Source organism: Paeniclostridium hominis, assembly GCF_014306135.1.
Classification (GTDB): Bacteria; Bacillota; Clostridia; order Peptostreptococcales; family Peptostreptococcaceae; genus Paraclostridium; species Paraclostridium hominis.
This window is the reverse complement of record NZ_JACRWD010000001.1, coordinates 473,439-492,736: the sequence shown is the minus strand read 5'-3', so window position 1 is coordinate 492,736 and position 19,298 is coordinate 473,439. Positions and strand designations below refer to the sequence as shown.

Below are 19,298 nucleotides of genomic sequence, written 5' to 3'. Positions count from 1 at the left end.
TTATTTAATATATTCATACTATCAAAACAATGTTACACTGTCAATCATAATAAATCTTATATATATCTTATGACGTTTTACATTTATAAAAAACACATTGATAAAATTATCAATGTGTTTTCATAAATTTTAATTTATAATCTCTATAGCTTTTTCTAAAAGTTCATCTCTACCTTCTTTTACTCCCTGTATAGTAGGCTCTATATAAATATCTGGTTTTATTCCTACTCTTTGAGTTTGTGATTTATCTGGATTATAAATTCCAACTCCTGTGATAAGAGTATTTATACCACCTGGTAAACTAAAACTAGTTACATTTCCATCTGTACCAATAGAATCACTACCTATCACCTTAGCATTAGGTGCATTTCTTAGGGACATAACTGTAAACTCTGATTGACTTTGGCTACGTTCATTCATAAGTATCATCACTTTACCTTTGTAATAATTTTTATTATTTGAACCAACTTTTAAATCTTCATATAGTATAAATTCTCCTGGAACTGATTGATTAGGCACTGATGTTTTTGCAAAAGTAACTTCTTTAGGCATAAGATATTTACCTAGACTATATACAATAAAATCAGATGGATAATATCTTAAATCTACAATAAGACCTTTTGTATCCATAAACTTATCCATTATTTTATCAATTTCACCTTCTTCTAATTCCCCTGGGTTAATATATCCTATATTTTTATCTATTAGTTTGTGTGAATCTTCATCTATATCAAACATATTTATATCAGGGTAGCACTTAACATTTTGTGTTATCTTATTATCATCTCTTTTAATAGTAAGGTTCATACTATCTTTTGAGGTTGCAAATAATTCATACTGTAATCTATTTACTATTGCTGATTTCTTTGAAAGTGATGCATATTTAGATTTTTCTTTTATTACTTCAAATATATCTTTATCATTAATTTTTAATACAATATCCCCTTTTTTAAGCTTACATTCCTTTTCATACTTAGGTAATACATTTTTTATAACAATCTGATTTTCTATTAATCCAAATTCTATTGGTGCATATTTATCTCCCCTATATTTATCTAAAGTACCATTAGTATCAGAAACCATTGCATGTGGGTCGTGTATTTTTGTTGCAAGTCCTTCTACTGCTAGCTTATATTCTAATTCATCTTTAGTTTCTATAAATTTAGGTATAAATTCAGTTAAAACACTATCCCAATTTTCTTCTATTATATCTTTGTACGGATAATAATACTCAATTATATTCCAATATCTAAATAAGCTAAGTAATTTATAACCACTATCATCATATTTCATATTATTATATGCTTTTTCATTTTTAAAATCTGAGAAAGGAGAGTCTTTAGAATAAGAAACATAAGCTTTAGCTCGTTTGGATATATTAGTATTTGATATTTTAATTAATAAATCACCTAAATTTTTATCTATATACTTTTCATCTTTTATCCAAGCTAAATCTCTTTTTAGCATAACTTCCTTATCTTTATCATTTTCTGCGTTTTCTTTTACTTTTCCTAATTTCATAATCCAATAATATAATATTTTATCTGTATCATTTGAGTTTTTTGAAGCTAATATATCTGGAGTTATTCTAAACAGTTCATAATCCCAATTTACTGACCCAGAAACTACTTTTGGATGATAGTATTTTACAAGTCCCCAAACTTTACATAATTTCTTTAGATTTTCAACTTGATTTTTATTTAAGTTTTCAATTTTTATATTGCTTCCATTATCAAATTCTCTATCAAAATCTCTTTTGTCCATAGCTGAAAATATAAGTGCTATTATAATAAAAATACCTATTACAATTGGCATTAATGTTTTGATTTTTGAATTTTTTATTTTTTCTTTATCCATGCTTTATCCCCTTTATTTTCTAGGTTATTTGAAATACTTGCAAAAAAATTATATACTTTAACAACTTACATATACTTTTCATTTTAAATTACTAGATTGTATATCTTATTTGATATATTAACATTTCGATATTTTTCAATATAATCCTCTAAAATTTTGTTATTTTCCAATTATATCTTTACTAAAGATGTCGTATTTAAGTTAGAGGATATGCTTAATAAAATTTAACTAGGCTTTAGTGATGGTATAGCGAAATACTATACCATCTTTTATTTTTAAAATTTCAGTCATAAGATAAAAATCAATGTGATATATATGTAATATAGAGATATAAATATATCACATTAACGGAGGGATTTATTTATGAAATGGGTAAACAAGTATTCATTTTTATTTGCTTTATTTGGCTTTTTTGGCTTTAAAGAATTAAATGGTGAACCACTAGGTCTCATAAATTTTGCTTTCTTTGGATATTTTTCTCACATTTGGTGGTATAAGCTAGGTGATGTTGAAGATGAACGCTTAATTTATAATAAACATAAAGCAGGTTCTATAGCATTTTATACAGGCTTTGTCCTAGCAGTTGTATCAAGTGTATTAATTAATCTATATACAGTAGATTTATTAACACTTTATAGATTGCAAATATTAATACTAGCACTTACTTTTGCAATATCAATGAATTTATGGGCATTTTTAACTTACAAATTTGATACAGGGAACTAAAAATTATGACAAAGTTTATTAGTAATTTAAAGAAATATCGTCAATTTAATGAATTAACTCAAGAAGAATTAGCTACTAGAGTTAATGTACGAAGAGAAACTATAGCTCGTTTAGAAAATGCTAAATACAATCCTTCACTTGAATTAGCTGTAAGAATTTCAAAGGAGTTAAATACTCCCATTGAAAAATTATTTATTTTTGAATTTTAAATATCGCAATATATTAATCAGTTATAAATTAAAGCAAACTGTTATTCCAGCAAATGAAAATCCAGGATTTTCAGCTCCAGGTACAGCATCTCCATATTGTTATCAAATTGTCTTTGAGAAAAAATGCCCTTAAAGTCCAAATACATGGATTTTAAGGGCATTGATTTTATTTTTCTAAATGTATTTTTAGAAAAGAGTTTATTTTATATATTTAACCAGTATCTATTAAATTCTACTCCATTAGAATCAATTTCTTTAGACTCTAAAACTCCACCATTATTTAATATTATTTTATTAGACCCTATGTTGCTTTCATCACATGTAATCAAAATTCTATCTAGGTTAATATCTTTGCAAAATCCTATAACTTGCTCTAACATTTTTGTTCCAATACCTTTTTTTCTTTGGCTGGGACATACATAACATCCTATATGTCCAACTCTAAATTTTAAATAATCATTAAGCTCATGTTTTACACTCATCTGCCCAACTATATTATTTGTATTAGTATCTACAGCATAAAATATAGTATATGGAACAAAACCTTTTGGTAAATTTATTCCATTTGAATAATTCTCATATTCTTGTACTGTTTTATTAAAATCATTGTCTATTAATTTAAATACTTCAGGTAAATCTTGAGATTCAAGCAAGAAATCCCTTAATTTAATCTCCATACTATTGCTTAGTTTTACTAACTTTATTCCCATATAACCCCTCCTTTCTAATAAGACTAATTTAATTTTTCATTAAATTCAATCTAAAATTAAGCTAGTAGTTAAATTTTTATTTTGAAGATAGTTATATAAAACTTGTACTTTTTTAAAGTTTAAGTAGTATTTTATAAAGTAAATTTGAAATTTCTTTCTGCTGTATAGATAATCCATTTTCTAGCCATTCTACTAACACTCCTACAATTCCAGAAACTATAAATGTGGATTCAATTTTATTTAATTCAGAAACCTCTTCGCATAAACAACTTTCTAAAACTTTTTTATTAAAAAAGGACTTAACTTTTTTACCATTAGAATCTTGCTGTATTAAAAATAAAAAAATATCTTTATTTGCCTCAACATACTCTGTAATATTTTCTAATATTATCTTAAGGTTTGTTGGATCACAACTCGGGTATGACCTATCAAACATTTCCTCAAGTTCATTGTACAATTCTTCTTCTATATGCTCATATAAATCATATACATCCTTATAGTGTAAGTAAAATGTCCCTCTTCCTAATTCTGCTTTTCTAGATATTTCAGCTACGGTTATTTGATTTAAATTTTTTTCTTTTATAAGGGATATAAAGGCATTTCGAATAGACCTTTGAGTTTTAATTACTCTTTTATCTTTCATATTTTATAAATTCCTCCTTGATACTGAACACATTTTACTTAAGTGTCTAATATTAAACACTTAAGATAATATCGCACATAGAATTAATGACTATTTTAAATTATAATGAACATGTGAATTTAAATCAACACGTGTTCATTAAGAGTTAAAGTTTTAAAAATATATTTAAGGAGATATGATTATGATTTTATATTTTACTGGAACAGGTAATAGTCGATATGTAGCCCGTAAAATTGCCGAAGAAATAAATGATGAAGTTGTATCAATAAATCAACTTATAAAACAAGAAAGTACAGATGAATTAATATCTAAAAATAAACCATTTATATTTGTATGTCCTACTTACGCATGGAGATTACCAAAAGTGGTTACAGAGTTCATTAGAAAAACGAAATTCTCTGGAAATAATAAAGTTTACTTTATAATGACTTGTGGTGAAGATACAGCAAAAGCAATAAACTATATTCAAAAGCTATGTGATGATAAAGGATGGGAACTAAAAGGTATGGCAGAAATTAAAATGCCAGAAAATTATATAGCTTTATTTCCTGTACCAGATAAGGAAACAGCAAAACAAATAATTGAAGAAGCAGATAAACTAATATATAAAATTGCATCCGATATACGTAATGAAAATAATTTTAATATTGTTGCCCCTAGTGGTTTAAATGGAACAATAAAAAGCGGTATAACAAATATAGCCTTTTATAAATTTATTGTTCATGCAAAAGGATTTTACTCTACTAATCAATGTATTGGATGTGGGAAATGTGTAAATTTATGCCCACTAAATAATATTATCTTAAAAAATGAAAAACCAACTTGGAAAAATAAGTGTACTCATTGTATGGCATGTATTTCTGGTTGTCCTACTAAAGCTATTGAATATAAAAATAAAACACAAAATAAAGAAAGATATTACTTAAAATAATACCTTTAATTTTTTAAGATTTACATTCAATTGACTATAATAGAAAGAATCTAAAAAAGTGATTGAAGTGTTACTAAATGAAATTAATTATAACTATTCATTAAATTTTCATTTACGTTATATTAACAAATAAAAATAGTGTATCTATTGAAATTACTTACTTTTACTAGATACACTATTTTTTAAATTTAACTGAAACAAATAATACTTATATTAATTTAATTGTCCTAAATCTATTGTAAATTCATCTCCAATTTTTTTAAAATCATCATTCATTTTGCCACTTTTATCATCTTGTTTTGCCGCATACAAACCTAACTTTAATTTTGTTGCTTTCTTATCTAAATTTTTCTCTAAATTATTAAATATAAATACACCTTCATTTTCATCTGTTCTTTTTAGATAAAACCCAACATCATTACCTAAATCATCATGTCCAACTAATTTTAAATCATAATCTACATACTTTTTATTATGAATATCTCTATCATAAATTATTTTAGTACCTAAATCGTTAGTTCTATATTCTTTTAATTTTATGGTCTCATCCTTACCTAACTTAAAAGATTGATTTAATTTTATAGTTTTAGTATTAGCAGCAAGTTCATCTCCGTTTGTTTTAAATTCAAATACCCATTTTCCATTTATTGTTTTCTCTTTATTATTTTCAATATAAAATGGATTAGAATAAACTATTTTTACATCTAAGTCACCTTTTAACTCAGAGCCTATATTATATGTCATTACTTCTTCCACAGTATTTTTATCAATCCCAATAGCACTACCACTTCCACCTTCTATTTTAAGTTCACCATTTATATAAATCTTTGGAATACTTAAAATACTAGCATTTTCAAGTTCTTTTTTATATTCATATCTAGTAGATAGTGTAAGTTCATCTCCATCGATTATAACTTCATTTAAAGTTATTGTAAGTCCATTCTTAGTAATAGACTTCCCTACTACAGTTTTGTAATTGTCTAAATTTGATTCTATTCCTAATGTATTTTTTATATCATATATTGCTTTATGCATACTTGCATAAACAGGTCGGTTAAATACCAATAATCCACCAACTACAACTAACCCAGATAATCCTGCAACTAATATTTTTTTCTTAGATTTTTTTCTATTATTTAATTTAGATTTAACTTTTGACTTTATTAATTCTTTATCTACTTTAACTTCTTCATAATTATCTATATCAAATTTTACATCATTAAATATTTTATATTCATTCATATAATTTAATCCCCCTTATTTACCCATACTTTCTCTAATTTTTTTCCTACCTCTAGATAATCTACTATATAAGCTAGATATAGTTATATTGTTTTCTTTGGCTATTTCTTGAGGATCTTCTTCTCTTAAATAATATTTTTTAAAGATATCTTTATCTTTTTCATTTAAATGTTTAAAAATATCTTCCAAATCTTGTTTTATTTCAAGACTAAGTAAATTCTTATCTATGTAATAAGTATCTTCGTTTATTTCAGATGTATTAGCTGTTGATAAGTATTTCTTTTTATAATTAATAGCTTTATATTTAGCTATAACGCAAATCCAATTTTTAAAAGTATTTTTATCTTTTTCAAAATACTCAATATTATCCCAAATAGCTAAAAACACATCACTTACACATTCTTCTTCATAGTTTTTTAATTTACCTAAATTAGTTCTTACAATAGATGCTATAAGTCCACTATATTTATCTATTAGCATCTCTATTCCCTCTTGCTTTCTCTTTTTTATATATTTAATAATCAATTTATCTTGCAAGTTACTCCCCCCCCTATTTAAATCCATTTACTACTTGTAAAAGCTTTTACATTTACAAATACAATTTTAAAAGTAAAAACCTTGCACTTTTATGAAAATTTATTTAAATTTTTAAAACTTATATAAAAAACCCCTAGAATTTACTTCTTTAAATTCTAAGGGCTTTAATTTTACTATAAATATTTATAAAGTAAAATAACTAATTAATTTAATATATTTACTTTATTAAGAAACAAGCATCCAGTTATACAAGAAAAACTCTCCTAAAACAGCTAATGTAAGATATATAATAGCTTCATTTTTAGATATAGAAATAGTCATTTTATTTGTATTAATAGTAGTTTCACTTTTAGATATAAAAGCATATTTTTCACTTATACTATTAAATAAACTACTTACACATACCCATATGAAATACCCCAAAACAGCACCTAAAGAGTTCATCATTAAATCATCAATATCCGTAGCTCTATGATTGAATAATTGACAAATCTCAATTGCTAATGAAAAACCTAATCCAGTATAAAATACTTTAACAGTATTTCTAAACTTTTCCCAAATCAAAGGAAGTAAAAATCCTAAAGGCATAAACATAATAATATTTAAAATATACGTCCTAATACCCTCTGAGTTAAATGGTATTAATTTTATTTCTTCTATTCTAATAATTCCACCATATTGCCCTATATCCCATACACTACCAATTCCAGCTACACTAAATGCTAAGTAAATATAAATTAAGAAAATATAGACCCATATTAAATGTGGTATTAAATATGTTTTTTCTTTTAAATCTTCTGATTTTACAGCTATTATTTGATATATTAAACAAGGTATGATTACACAAAGAAGTGGATAAATTATCGACATAATCATAATTTCTCTCCTTTTAAATTTAATTTGTTTTCTACTATGATAATAGCATTATTTTAGCTTTATAAATCTTAAGATTTTCTTACTTTTTCTAAAGTTAAAATAACAAAATAAAAAACCATTAAAATCAAATTTAACGGTTTTCATTAAATAATATATAAATTATTAGTTTAAGTATAAAATAAGTTAGAGTTTTGATGTATTATCCAAACTATAAGGGGAGCATACATAAAAAGGCACAGTAATCGTTGCCATAGACCTTCTAATGCAAATACTGTATTTTTAAACTTAGGCTTTTCTCCTATAACAAAAAAAATTAAAGAAATTAAACTCAAAATAAAAAATACAGATAAAATATGTCCAAGTAAAAGCTCTCCCCTTTTAAATTCTAAAATTGCAATAAACATTGGTGCAAATTGAAGCGCTAAAAATCCTATAACCGAACCTATACCATGTATTTTAGATGAAAAAGTAATATCTTCTTTTTCTCATTTAATGGGAAAATACCTGATATTATAGCATCACAAATTCCATACAATAAAATTAATATAAATACAGTGATTGCTAATACAAAATTTTCATTACTATAATATAAAAAAACATTGTATCCCAATAAGCAAATACCTATCCCCGAAATTATCATCCAAAAATTATATACAGTTCCCAAAGGGCTATTTTTACAACCTAATATACTCATTACCATTTTACTATGACTATATCCTTTATAAGGAATAGCAATGAAATACGGTATAATTAAATCCATAATCATAATAATTAAAAATAATATATTATTCAAAATATCCCCCCTGACAAAATACACTAATTATTAAGTTAATTATAGCAGAACTTTAAAATTAAAAATGTCGATTAAAACAGATCTTTTAATTAATCAAAAAAGTAATAATCTAATTTTAAAACTGTATCAAAATTGTAAATCAACAAACAATAAAAATAAATTAATTAAAAATACAATGTGATGAGAGGTAAAATAATGTTTAAGCCTAAAAGAGTTATATTTGAAAAAGGAACATTAGACACAGATATTGGTAAAAATATTTATAACAAAGTAAAAAACAACCCAAATATTGAAATTATAAATACTAGTTCTAATAAAATTAAAAGTAATATTCCTGGAGATAACTTATATGAACAGTATAGGTCTGGAAAAGAAACATTAGTTGTGGGTTTTCGGAAAGGTTTAAAATTTCAAACATGTAAACCATCAGCAAACTATCAATTACCATTAGTTAGTGGATGTATGGGAAGATGTGAGTATTGTTACTTAAATACACAATTAGGCGACAAACCTTTTGTAAAAGTATTTGTTAATACAGATGATATTTTAAAAAAAGCAAAACAATATATAGATGAAAGATTGCCAGCCATAACTATATTTGAAGGCGCCGCAACATCAGACCCTGTTCCACTTGAACCTTATACTAATTCTCTAAAACAAACTATAGAATTTTTCGGTAAAGAGGAAAAAGGAAGATTTAGATTTGTAACTAAATATAATGATATAGATAGCTTACTAGATTTAAATCACAATAATCATACTGAGATTAGATTTAGTATAAATACACCTAGAATAATCTCCACTCATGAACATCATACAGCATCTGCTGGTAAAAGAATTGAAGCTGCTATTAAGCTTGCAAAAGCTGGATATAAGATAGGTTTTATAATAGCTCCTGTATTTCTTTATGAAAATTGGCAGGATGAATATAGAGAGTTAATTAAAAGTATAAAGGAAAAGTTGCCTAAAGACTTTAATGAACAAATTATATTTGAAGTTATATCACACAGATACACAACTAAGGCAAAAAATAGAATACTTGAAATATTCCCTGAAACTACTTTACCTATGGAAGATGAGGATAGAAAATTTAAATATGGTCAATTTGGATATGGAAAGTATGTTTATAATAAAGAACAATTAGCTCAAATGAAGGACTTTTTCCTTTTAGAAATAAAACATGTATTTCCTAATAGCATTATAAAGTATGTAATCTAATAATTATTAATTTAAAATAAAAAGAGTAATAATTTAAATGATTTCGCACTAAAATTATTACTCTTTTTATTTTTCTAACAATAGTTATTATTAAGTAAATATCCTTAAATATAATTTATAATACATCTAAATTAATTATAATTTTATTACATTTTTCACATCTAAGACATTTTATACGTGGATTACTACTTAGCTTTTTCATAATACTAATATAAAAATTTGCGTTTTTTCTTATTAATAACAAATCCCTCTATAAAAAGACCTACAAAGAATATAAGAAATACTATTACTAATACTTTAAAAGATAAATGAAAAAACAATTTATCTAAAGTTGAAAATACTCCAAAAATAATTAAAGTAATTCCATTTACAAGTTGCATCTTATAAAATAAATCTATATACCCATCTTTATCTTTTACATTTCTCTCTGGATCCCAACCCATATAATTTATTTTCTTAGTTTTTTTAATTTTTTCCCCGAATTTATAATCCAAATTCCCGTTAAAATTCCTAAAATATCCATTTATATTTCCTCCCTTAATATAATTCATATTATATCAAATATATAAATTAACATTTTAAATTTGGACTAAAATCTATAATTTATGGACTAAAATATAATTATTTTAAAGTATTCCTAAAATCTTTTTTCCAATCATCTAAACCTTCTTTATCATAAATTAAATTATATAATAAATAAAATTAAAGGTCTTAACTCAATTTAAGACCTTTTTTCATTATCTTCTTACTATAAGGTATATATAAAATTGCACCTATTAAACATGTTGTTACTTCTGTTATTGTAAGAGACCAAACTAATCCATGAAGTCCAAAGTAATAATGAAGTACTATAACCATAGGTATGTATAAACAACCTTGACTAATAGCCATTATACCTGTTGCCATACCTTCTCCTGATGCTTGGTATATTGTCATAAATAAAGTTGTCATACCATTAAATAGTGCTGATACTAACATTGCTACTAATATATATGCTCCTATTGAAAGAACAGATGGATCATCTGAAAATGCTTGTATAACTTGTCCTCTAAATATATAAACAATTCCTACAAATACTACTGCTATTGAAATTATAAATATAGAAGAATATTTTATCCCTTCTTTTAAACGAGTTATATTTTTATTAGAAAAATTATAAGCTATAAGTGGCATAACTCCTAAAACTATACCCATAGAGAAAAACTCTGGTAACTGAACTATTCTAACAGCTATACCAAAGCTTGCAACTACACTATCTCCATACTCCATAGCAAAATTATTTAATAATAAAGTAGTTACAATCATAAATGCACACTGAATTAATTCATATACACCTATTTTATATATTTCAATTTGATCTTTTATACTTATTTTAAAATGATACAAAAATCCTTTCAAATTTTCACTCTTAGTATTTAAATACCAAACATAATAAGCACTAGATGCAATGTTTGCAATTACCATAGATAAAGCAGCTCCATATACATGAAGGTCAAGCACTAGTATAAATAATATATCAAGTATAATACTAAATACTACACTTACAAACATCCCATACATAGATTCTTTAGAAGCACCTTCTGACCTTACTATTTGCTCAAGTGCAAAATTTAATATAAGCGCAAATCCACCAATAAACAATGTAGTTGAATATTGTCTTGTATAATTTAATGTGTTTGAATCTGCTCCTAATAATTTAACAATTGGATTCATTAATAAACAAGCAACTACTGCTATTAATATACCTAAAATAATACTTCCATAGAAAGTATATCCTGCTACTTTTTTAGCTCTATCTACTTCATTTTGCGCAACCAACCTTGTTACAAAAGTTCCTCCACCTACACCAAACATATTTCCAAATGCCATTAAAACTGTAAATATAGGAAGTCCTAAAGTTATTGCACTAAGCATTGCTGTATCATGTACTAAGCCTATAAAATATGCATTTATAACATTGTAAATTGTTCCTGCTGACATACCTATCATCATAGGTATTGATAAATGAGCTATTGCCTTTTTTATTGGCTCATCTTTTAAATACTTCATATTTGATTGTGTATTTTCCATGTTTACCTCCCTTACACAAATGTATAATATCTAATTATTAGAGTTTTAACATTTTGAATATAAAATTACACACTACAACTAAACCTAATATTAGTTTTGTAGTATGTTGAAATATATGTTTTTTAGTTTAATTATATACATTCATATTGTTTCATATTTAATTATTAGAGTTCTAACTGTTTAATTTATTATATTCCTATCATACATCTATGTCAACTATTTAATAAAATTTTTCATACCAATATAAAAATAAAAGTAGTGATTTATCTAAAAATCACTACTTTTATTTTAAGTTATTATTAACTTTTATAAGTATATTTTTAAATGATTCTTTTTCTTCATCAGTAAGACAATCAGTAATATCGTTTTCAATTTCAATAAACATCTTATCAAATGTTTCTATAAGATTTACTCCCTTTTCTTCTACATAAATATTTTTTTGTCTTTCGTTATTAGATGGAATCTCTCTTCTTATATACCCCTTTTTTTCAAGTCCTTTTAACATACTAGTAATACTAGCAGTAGTTCTTCCAAAAGTATCTGCTAAATCTCTTTGAATTAGACCTTTATCTTGATGTTCATAAATATATTTAATTATTCTACCTTGTTGTGCATTTAAGCCTAATTTATTTATTTTTTTATCTGATGAAAACATTAATTTTCTTGCTATTGTACTAATCAAATTTGTAAAAATAGTATTTTCATTCACTCTTATCACCTCATTTTATATATCATATTAACAATTAGAATTCTAATTGTCAACATGACAGTTATTTTTCATCAATTGTATTTCTAGTATTATCTTTCAAATCAAATAGCTTAACATAATTTTTTTAGTTTTAACGCAGAATAAGTTTTTAGATTTGTATAAATTAGATTAGTGAAGGTATAGTGAAATACTATACCCTCTTTAATTTTATTAATTTCGAAATTATAACTTATATATAGAAAAATAAGGCTTAAATAAGCCTTGTTTCTAAAAATTTTTATTAATTACTTGTCCAATAAAATAAAAAAGAAATTCTATAAAATTAAACTCTTTAATTTCATAGAATTTCTTCTTTATTAAAAATTACACTTGAAATCCTAAGTATATTTCAAATATAGCAGAAACTATAAAGTATATACCTATGATATATGGTGATGCAAGTAATGTTAATATAGGATTTGCTAAAATAAATAATCCTAATAAAACAAGTATTATATAATATAGAGTTTTAAGATTAAATCCAATCTCTTTTCTTTTAATTGAAATTATTATTAAGTAAATACCTCTTATTACTGCCCATATTCCATAGAATAATATTAATGTTTCAGTTGTTGCTATAGGTGTTAACCAAACAATTAACCCAAATACTATGTTTATAATACCAGTAAATATGTAATATCCTTTGTCAGCAGATTTAAAGGCTCTAACTATATCGAATATACCTATTATAACTATTAAAATACCTGCTATAGTTGTAAAGCTAAAATATGATTCTATAGGATTTATAAAAAATAAAACCCCAATAATCCCAAATAGAATTCCTTGTAAAATTAATGTTGATTCTAACTTTGATTGATTCATAATTCTCATCTCCTTGTAAAAATATATTCCCTAAAAATAATCAAATAAACACAAAAAACTAATTTTTTAACTTTATAATCATTTAATTTTAAAATATATATCATAAAAAAAATTTATGCATAAAGCATTTTTAAATTTATTATTTTAGTGATAATTCAGATAATAAAAAGAGTGTATTCTTTGAAATTACTTTATTTCAAGAATACACTCTTTTTATTTTTCAAACTCATTATAAATCTTTTTACACGCCAATCTACAAATAACTAATTTATACTTCTCATTAATCAGCTTTTAACTTAGAGATATATTAAATTTTTATAATTTATCTATAACAATATATTTTTTTCTAATAAAATAATATAAAATAAGCATTCCAACTATCATCGAAATTAAACATACTAACGCAATATCTTTATCTTTTATTAATAGCCCTGTAACAATAAATATTAATCCTAAGACTGTAGTGTATATATTATCTAATTTAATTATTTTCGCTCTATCTATATTTCCAAATTTCTTCTCTAATTTATTAAAATATTTTTCACTATAAGAACATTTAAATATCAATCTAGCAAATCCCCCTACTAAATTAACTATTCCTATCATTATACAAGTAAAATTCCAATAATCCATATTTTGTCTCCTCTACTTATTATAATAATCTATTTTCAACAATTGTAATACTATAAAAAAATATACTATGTAAATACATTATCTCCTCTTATAATTAGAATCATTTCTAATCTACAACTTAAATAAAGGATTTTAAAACTTAAAATCTAATTACTTCAATAAAAAGGAAATGTGAATATGAAAATTAATGAATGTGTATTTTGCAAAATAATAAAAAAAGAAGCTCCTTCGCATATTATTTATGAAGACAAAGAAATATGTTGCTTTTTAGATATAGACCCAATAAACGAAGGTCATGTACTGATAGTTCCTAAAAAACATATACATAACATAGATGAAGTAGATGATAAAATACTACTTAAGATTCTAAATCTTTCAAAAAAGCTTACAAAAGTATTTAAAAAAACTTACAACTGTGACGGCTATACCATTATGCAAAATGGCGGAATCTTTACTGACTTTGGACACTACCACATGCACATATTCCCAAGATACAAAAATGATAAATTTGGATGGACTTGCAAAGAACTTACAAACCCTGAAAGTCTTGAAAATGTAAAAGAAAAACTACAAGTAGAGTTAAAATCAATAAAATAGAAAAATAGTTATATAATTTATATTAAATTAATAACTATTTTTTTAGATATTATAAAAGCACCTATACTACTTCAAGATGCTTTTATAATAGTATTAATTTGTTGTAATATATTTATCATCTGGAACAAATTTTACAGTAACACGACTTAAATCTATTTTAGTTCCTTCTTTTAATTCTACATTTTGTTGCTCTCTTTGATAGAAATTCGAATCTCCAATAGTTCCCATTATTAAATTTACCTTAAAATTTGAAGATTGAACATTTCCTCCACCTTTTACAGCAAATAAGTCATATACTCCTTCTGGAATATCTGTACCTACCAAATAAGTGCCATTACCCAATGTAACACTTTTTGCATCTAATTCAGCTTGTCTTTTCTCTTCTTCTTGATTTTTCTTTTCTTGAGCTAATCTTTCTTGTTCTATTTTATTCTCTTCTTCTTTTTTAGCCGTTTCTATTTTCATAGCCTCTTTTTCCGCCTCATTCATCTTAAAATATGGTTCAGCAGAAGCAAGTTTTGTATTTAAACTCTCTATTTCTGCCTCTTTATCTTTTACATCATTCTCTAATTTTAAAATCTTATCCTCCAGTCCATCATGTTCTCTAACTGCACACATTGGTACTATTAAGTTTGCTAAAAATATACCTATTGCTACTACAATAATTGATTTAAATTTCATAAATCCTCCTAAATTTTATAAATGTATAATATCAAAACCCATTATATATTATGTCTTTTGTCGAATTTAGCAATATTGTGCAATTTTTGTAATTTTTCTTATTTTATTGTATATTCTTAAATAAAAATAATTATTTTAATAAAAAAGTATACCTAATGTAATTATTTCAATAGGTACACTCTTTTTATTATCCTAACTATTATTATTTTTGATGAACTAATATAAAATTTTTCGTTTTTTCTTATTAATCAGTATTGCCTCTATAAAAATAAATATCTTTATAGTCTAAAATTTAATCTAGGTTTTAATCCACTGCAATTATTAACTTTTTAACTTATTTGATTAAAAGGGCGAAGGCATGAGATTTAGAGTTTGTTGAAGTAACACTTAAAAATCAACCTTTGGTCTTTGTGTGGATGAAATGATTCTAAATCTCATACCGAAGCCCCTTTTAAACAGCCTTATCATTAAACAAACTTATTCCTGATAACAAACATATTGCCCCGGAAAGAAATAATTTTAGCCAATTCATAGAAAGCCAAAACTCACCCCCAAGTACTACATCAGGAGACGTATTAAATTCATCAACATAAATTGCTAAATTCCAAAATAGTTTAAGCGATATTATTAAGCAAATAAAACTTAATACAAATATACTTATTTTTAAAGTTTTTTCTTTCATATTCTCTACCCCATTTCATTTATAAATTAGATTTTTAAAAATGCCCTACAATAATTATAAATTATAAGAGCATATAATTTAAAGAAAATTCCAAAAAAAGGAGGAATTTTAACTATATACAAAGAATAAAAACCATTAAAGCTCTATAAAAATACAAAAATGGGGGATGAAAAATTGTATAAACTAGACATTCGTGAAGATTTTTACCTAAATGATGAAAAGGTAAAAATAATATCAGGTGCTCTACACTACTTTAGAGTAGTACCTGAATACTGGGCTGATAGACTTGAAAAGCTAAAAGCCCTTGGATGTAACACAGTAGAAACCTACATACCATGGAACTTCCACGAAGTAAAAGAAGGTGTATTTGAATTTGAAGGTGCAAAAGACATAGCAAAATTTACTAAACTAGCTGGAGACCTTGGACTTTATGTAATTTTAAGACCTAGCCCATATATCTGTGCAGAATGGGAATTTGGTGGACTTCCAGCATGGCTTTTAAAACACCCTAATATTCGTGTTAGAAGTAACTGCGAAATTTTCTTAAATGCTGTCGACAAATACTACAAAGAATTATTTAAAATTATCTATCCGTTACAATCAACTCAAGGTGGACCTGTCATAATGATGCAAATTGAAAACGAATACGGCTCCTTTGGAAATAACAAAACTTATTTAAAAAACTTAAAAAATATGATGATTAAATATGGCTGTGAAGTACCTTTATTTACATCTGATGGTGCTTGGAGAGAAGTTTTAGAAGCAGGAACTATACTAGATGAAGACATTTTACCAACAGTAAACTTTGGCTCTCGTACAAAGGAACAATTTGGTTATTTTTCAGAATTTTTAAAACAAAAAAATATAAAAAGACCTTTAATGTGTATGGAATTTTGGCTTGGTTGGTTTAGTAACTGGGGAGATGAATTTAAAAGAAGAGATGCAGATGATGCAGCTAATGAATTAAAACAAATACTTGATATGGGTCATGTTAACTTTTATATGTATCATGGTGGAACAAACTTTGGATTTTACAATGGTTGTTGCTATCGTGATGAAATACGTCCACAAACTACAAACTATGACTATGATGCTTTGTTAAATGAACATGGTGAATTTACTGATAAATATTATAAATTTAAAGAAGTAATAAAAAATTACACTGACATCCCTGAAGTTAAGTTTAGCACAGTTATAAATAAAGTTTCTTACAATGATATAAAACTTAAAAACAAAGTTAGCTTATTCTCTACTTTAGACAAACTTGCAAAACCTATATACAGCGAAGAAACATTAAATATGGAAGCTCTTGACCAAAATTACGGTTATATACTATACCGTTCTAATATTGGTAAAAGAAATGACTTAGAAAGATTTAAATTAGTTGGAATGGATGATAGAGCTCAAGTATTTATAAATGAAAATTATCACTCTACTTTATACAAAGAAAAGTTTGTAAGCCAAAATCAAACTCTATCTTTAGATAAAGAAGATGATAACATACTAGATATTTTAGTTGAAAATGTTGGAAGAATAAATTATAGCCCTAACTTGCTTTCACCAACTCAAAGAAAAGGTATAAAAGGTGGAGTTATGATTGATATACATCTTCATATGGGATGGGATCATTACTGCTTAGAACTTGATAACATAGATAAGGTTGATTTTAGTGGATACTATAAAGAAAACACTCCAGCCTTTTATGAATATGAATTTGAAGCAAACGAAATTGGAGATACATTCTTAAATACAGAAGGCTTTGGAAAAGGTGTTGCATTTATAAACAACTTTAACTTAGGAAGATTTTGGGATATAGGTCCTACTAATTATTTATATATACCTGCTCCACTAATTAAACCTGGCTTAAATAAAATAGTTATCTTTGAAACAGAAGGAAAATACAAAGATACTATATCACTAGATGATAAACCTAATTATTTATAATTTAAGTTTATATTAATTTATTATTTTGGGAGGAGATTTGCAATGGTTTTAAAGAAGTTTATGAAAAAATCAATTTTAGCAAGTACTTTAATTACATCAATGTTTGCATTTACAGGGTGTAGTTCATCAGGGGATGGGGATAGTGATAAAATTTCACTAAGATACTCAATATGGGATAACACTCATAAAAAAGCAATTGAAACTTTAATAGCAAACTATGAAAAAGAAAATCCAAATGTGGATATACAACTAGAAATAATTTCAAATGGTGATTATTGGACTAAGATGGAAACTGCTGCTGCTGGTGGTTCTGCTCCTGATATATTTTGGGTTGATGCTAGAAGATTTGGAACATATGCAAAATCAGGTATGCTTGTAGGAATGGATGATTATATAAAACAAAATAAAATTGACATGAGCCAATACTTAGAAAGTATAACAGGAATATATAATTTTGATGGAAAACAATATGCAATGCCAAGTTTCTGGGATGATAATGTACTTTTATTGAACACAAAAATGATGGAAAAATACGGTATAGAGAAACCTAAGAAAGATTGGAACTGGCAAGAAATGCTAACTTGGTTAGAAGGTGCAAAAGCTAAATTACCAAAAGATATTTATCCATTTACTTCAAGTACAGTAGAATATACTCAACTTGGAATATTTAACGGTGTAGCTTTAGCTGGAGGACAAATTATAAATGAAGATAAAACTAAAGCTTTAATAGATACTCCAGAAACTAAAAATGGATATAAAACTTATCTTGATTTAGTAAAAAGCGACTTACACAGTCCATTTGATGTAACTGTTGAAACAGGTGCAGGTACTTTATTTAAATCAGAAAAAGCCTTAGCTTACCAAGCAGGTTCATATTCACTTTTAACATTCTCAGATAAAGAACAAGCACAAGTTGCAGGAAACTTTGAAATATATCCAGTTCCTACTATAAAAGAAGGTGTTAAAACTAAGTCTGTAATACATGGTGTTGGAAATGTTATATCTGCTAACTCTAAACACCCAGATGAAGCATTTAAATTTATAAACTATATGTCTAGTGAAGAATCTATGAAAACTTATACAGAATTAGCTTTAGTTTCTCAATCTCATAAAAATGTTCAAGATTTATATGGTAAAGTAATGAAGGAAAAAACTGGTCTTGATGTAAGTGTAGTATATGATGTTGCAAAAGATGCAATGCCACTTCCAAATAGTGTTGATACAGCTAAATGGGATAAGATTATAGTTGATAATATAAGTTCATATGTTCAAGATAAACAATCTTTTGATGATATGATAAAAAATACTCAAAAAGGTATGCAAGAAGTTTTAGATAAAGAAAATCAAGGTAAATAATATTAATAAAAAATCCAGTAGAG

At 25.4% G+C, this 19,298-nt stretch carries 23 protein-coding genes; 7 read left to right on the top strand and 16 right to left on the bottom strand.

Going from position 1 to position 19,298, the window contains the following annotated elements; translation table 11 throughout:
- Positions 1-129 precede the first annotated feature (129 nt).
- Positions 130-1,857: a S41 family peptidase gene (locus tag H8891_RS02385; RefSeq protein ID WP_187005032.1), complete on the bottom strand. Its 1,728-nt coding sequence runs from the start codon at positions 1,855-1,857 to the stop codon at positions 130-132.
- 363 nt (positions 1,858-2,220) lie between these two features.
- Between H8891_RS02385 and H8891_RS02380 the strand changes: the two genes are divergently transcribed.
- Positions 2,221-2,583, top strand: coding sequence for a DUF3796 domain-containing protein (locus H8891_RS02380; RefSeq protein ID WP_187005031.1), 363 nt, complete (start codon positions 2,221-2,223; stop codon positions 2,581-2,583).
- 5 nt (positions 2,584-2,588) lie between these two features.
- Complete coding sequence (locus tag H8891_RS02375) at positions 2,589-2,792, top strand: helix-turn-helix transcriptional regulator (protein WP_187005030.1); 204 nt, start codon at positions 2,589-2,591, stop codon at positions 2,790-2,792.
- A 203-nt stretch (positions 2,793-2,995) separates the two neighbouring features.
- Here H8891_RS02375 and H8891_RS02370 read toward each other — a convergent pair whose 3' ends face one another.
- Positions 2,996-3,502 carry a GNAT family N-acetyltransferase gene (locus H8891_RS02370; protein ID WP_187005029.1) on the bottom strand — a complete coding sequence of 169 codons (507 nt, stop codon included), beginning with the start codon at positions 3,500-3,502 and terminating at the stop codon, positions 2,996-2,998.
- A gap of 112 nt (positions 3,503-3,614) precedes the next feature.
- The gene (locus H8891_RS02365; RefSeq protein WP_187005028.1) at positions 3,615-4,145 is read right to left on the bottom strand and encodes a TetR/AcrR family transcriptional regulator; all 531 of its coding nucleotides are present in this window, start codon (positions 4,143-4,145) and stop codon (positions 3,615-3,617) included.
- 181 nt (positions 4,146-4,326) lie between these two features.
- Between H8891_RS02365 and H8891_RS02360 the strand changes: the two genes are divergently transcribed.
- Positions 4,327-5,076 (top strand): EFR1 family ferrodoxin, encoded by a 750-nt coding sequence (locus H8891_RS02360; RefSeq protein ID WP_187005027.1) that lies wholly within the window; start codon positions 4,327-4,329, stop codon positions 5,074-5,076.
- A gap of 213 nt (positions 5,077-5,289) precedes the next feature.
- Here the strand turns inward: H8891_RS02360 and H8891_RS02355 are convergent, their stop codons facing one another.
- The 5 genes from H8891_RS02355 to H8891_RS15420 all read right to left on the bottom strand — a co-directional run bounded on the left by H8891_RS02355 (position 5,290) and on the right by H8891_RS15420 (position 8,524).
- On the bottom strand, positions 5,290-6,318 hold the full coding sequence (locus H8891_RS02355) for a DUF4179 domain-containing protein (protein ID WP_187005026.1): 1,029 nt from the start codon (positions 6,316-6,318) through the stop codon (positions 5,290-5,292).
- A 15-nt stretch (positions 6,319-6,333) separates the two neighbouring features.
- Complete coding sequence (locus H8891_RS02350) at positions 6,334-6,855, bottom strand: sigma-70 family RNA polymerase sigma factor (RefSeq protein ID WP_187005025.1); 522 nt, start codon at positions 6,853-6,855, stop codon at positions 6,334-6,336.
- A gap of 225 nt (positions 6,856-7,080) precedes the next feature.
- Positions 7,081-7,731 (bottom strand): VanZ family protein, encoded by a 651-nt coding sequence (locus H8891_RS02345; protein WP_187005024.1) that lies wholly within the window; start codon positions 7,729-7,731, stop codon positions 7,081-7,083.
- Between the two features lie 167 nt (positions 7,732-7,898).
- On the bottom strand, positions 7,899-8,165 hold the full coding sequence (locus H8891_RS15655; RefSeq protein ID WP_408637158.1) for a hypothetical protein: 267 nt from the start codon (positions 8,163-8,165) through the stop codon (positions 7,899-7,901).
- 8 nt (positions 8,166-8,173) lie between these two features.
- Complete coding sequence (locus H8891_RS15420; RefSeq protein ID WP_276510600.1) at positions 8,174-8,524, bottom strand: DUF998 domain-containing protein; 351 nt, start codon at positions 8,522-8,524, stop codon at positions 8,174-8,176.
- Between the two features lie 195 nt (positions 8,525-8,719).
- Between H8891_RS15420 and splB the strand changes: the two genes are divergently transcribed.
- On the top strand, positions 8,720-9,742 hold the full coding sequence (gene splB, locus H8891_RS02335; RefSeq protein ID WP_187005023.1) for a spore photoproduct lyase: 1,023 nt from the start codon (positions 8,720-8,722) through the stop codon (positions 9,740-9,742).
- Between the two features lie 115 nt (positions 9,743-9,857).
- Here the strand turns inward: splB and H8891_RS15650 are convergent, their stop codons facing one another.
- From H8891_RS15650 to H8891_RS02310, 6 genes are all read right to left on the bottom strand, one after another.
- Entirely contained in the window at positions 9,858-9,944 is an 87-nt protein-coding gene (locus tag H8891_RS15650; RefSeq protein WP_408637157.1) for a PF20097 family protein, read from the bottom strand.
- A gap of 4 nt (positions 9,945-9,948) precedes the next feature.
- On the bottom strand, positions 9,949-10,293 hold the full coding sequence (locus tag H8891_RS02330; RefSeq protein ID WP_187005022.1) for a hypothetical protein: 345 nt from the start codon (positions 10,291-10,293) through the stop codon (positions 9,949-9,951).
- A 160-nt stretch (positions 10,294-10,453) separates the two neighbouring features.
- The gene (locus tag H8891_RS02325; protein WP_187005021.1) at positions 10,454-11,812 is read right to left on the bottom strand and encodes an MATE family efflux transporter; all 1,359 of its coding nucleotides are present in this window, start codon (positions 11,810-11,812) and stop codon (positions 10,454-10,456) included.
- A gap of 283 nt (positions 11,813-12,095) precedes the next feature.
- Positions 12,096-12,494, bottom strand: a complete 399-nt coding sequence (locus H8891_RS02320; RefSeq protein WP_330606111.1) for a MarR family winged helix-turn-helix transcriptional regulator — start codon at positions 12,492-12,494, stop codon at positions 12,096-12,098.
- Between the two features lie 390 nt (positions 12,495-12,884).
- The gene (locus H8891_RS02315; RefSeq protein WP_147545413.1) at positions 12,885-13,382 is read right to left on the bottom strand and encodes an HdeD family acid-resistance protein; all 498 of its coding nucleotides are present in this window, start codon (positions 13,380-13,382) and stop codon (positions 12,885-12,887) included.
- 315 nt (positions 13,383-13,697) lie between these two features.
- A complete protein-coding gene (locus H8891_RS02310) occupies positions 13,698-14,015 on the bottom strand; it encodes a hypothetical protein (RefSeq protein ID WP_187005020.1) in 318 nt (105 codons plus the stop codon).
- A gap of 177 nt (positions 14,016-14,192) precedes the next feature.
- On the opposite strand from H8891_RS02310, the gene H8891_RS02305 reads away from it, so the two are divergent.
- Entirely contained in the window at positions 14,193-14,612 is a 420-nt protein-coding gene (locus tag H8891_RS02305) for an HIT family protein (protein WP_147545417.1), read from the top strand.
- Between the two features lie 93 nt (positions 14,613-14,705).
- Here H8891_RS02305 and H8891_RS02300 read toward each other — a convergent pair whose 3' ends face one another.
- Entirely contained in the window at positions 14,706-15,293 is a 588-nt protein-coding gene (locus tag H8891_RS02300) for a hypothetical protein (protein WP_187005019.1), read from the bottom strand.
- Between the two features lie 451 nt (positions 15,294-15,744).
- Positions 15,745-15,975, bottom strand: coding sequence for a hypothetical protein (locus tag H8891_RS02295; RefSeq protein WP_187005018.1), 231 nt, complete (start codon positions 15,973-15,975; stop codon positions 15,745-15,747).
- 174 nt (positions 15,976-16,149) lie between these two features.
- Between H8891_RS02295 and H8891_RS02290 the strand changes: the two genes are divergently transcribed.
- Complete coding sequence (locus H8891_RS02290) at positions 16,150-17,919, top strand: glycoside hydrolase family 35 protein (protein ID WP_187005017.1); 1,770 nt, start codon at positions 16,150-16,152, stop codon at positions 17,917-17,919.
- A 42-nt stretch (positions 17,920-17,961) separates the two neighbouring features.
- Positions 17,962-19,275 carry an ABC transporter substrate-binding protein gene (locus H8891_RS02285; protein WP_187005016.1) on the top strand — a complete coding sequence of 438 codons (1,314 nt, stop codon included), beginning with the start codon at positions 17,962-17,964 and terminating at the stop codon, positions 19,273-19,275.
- The last annotated feature ends 23 nt before the right edge of the window (positions 19,276-19,298 follow it).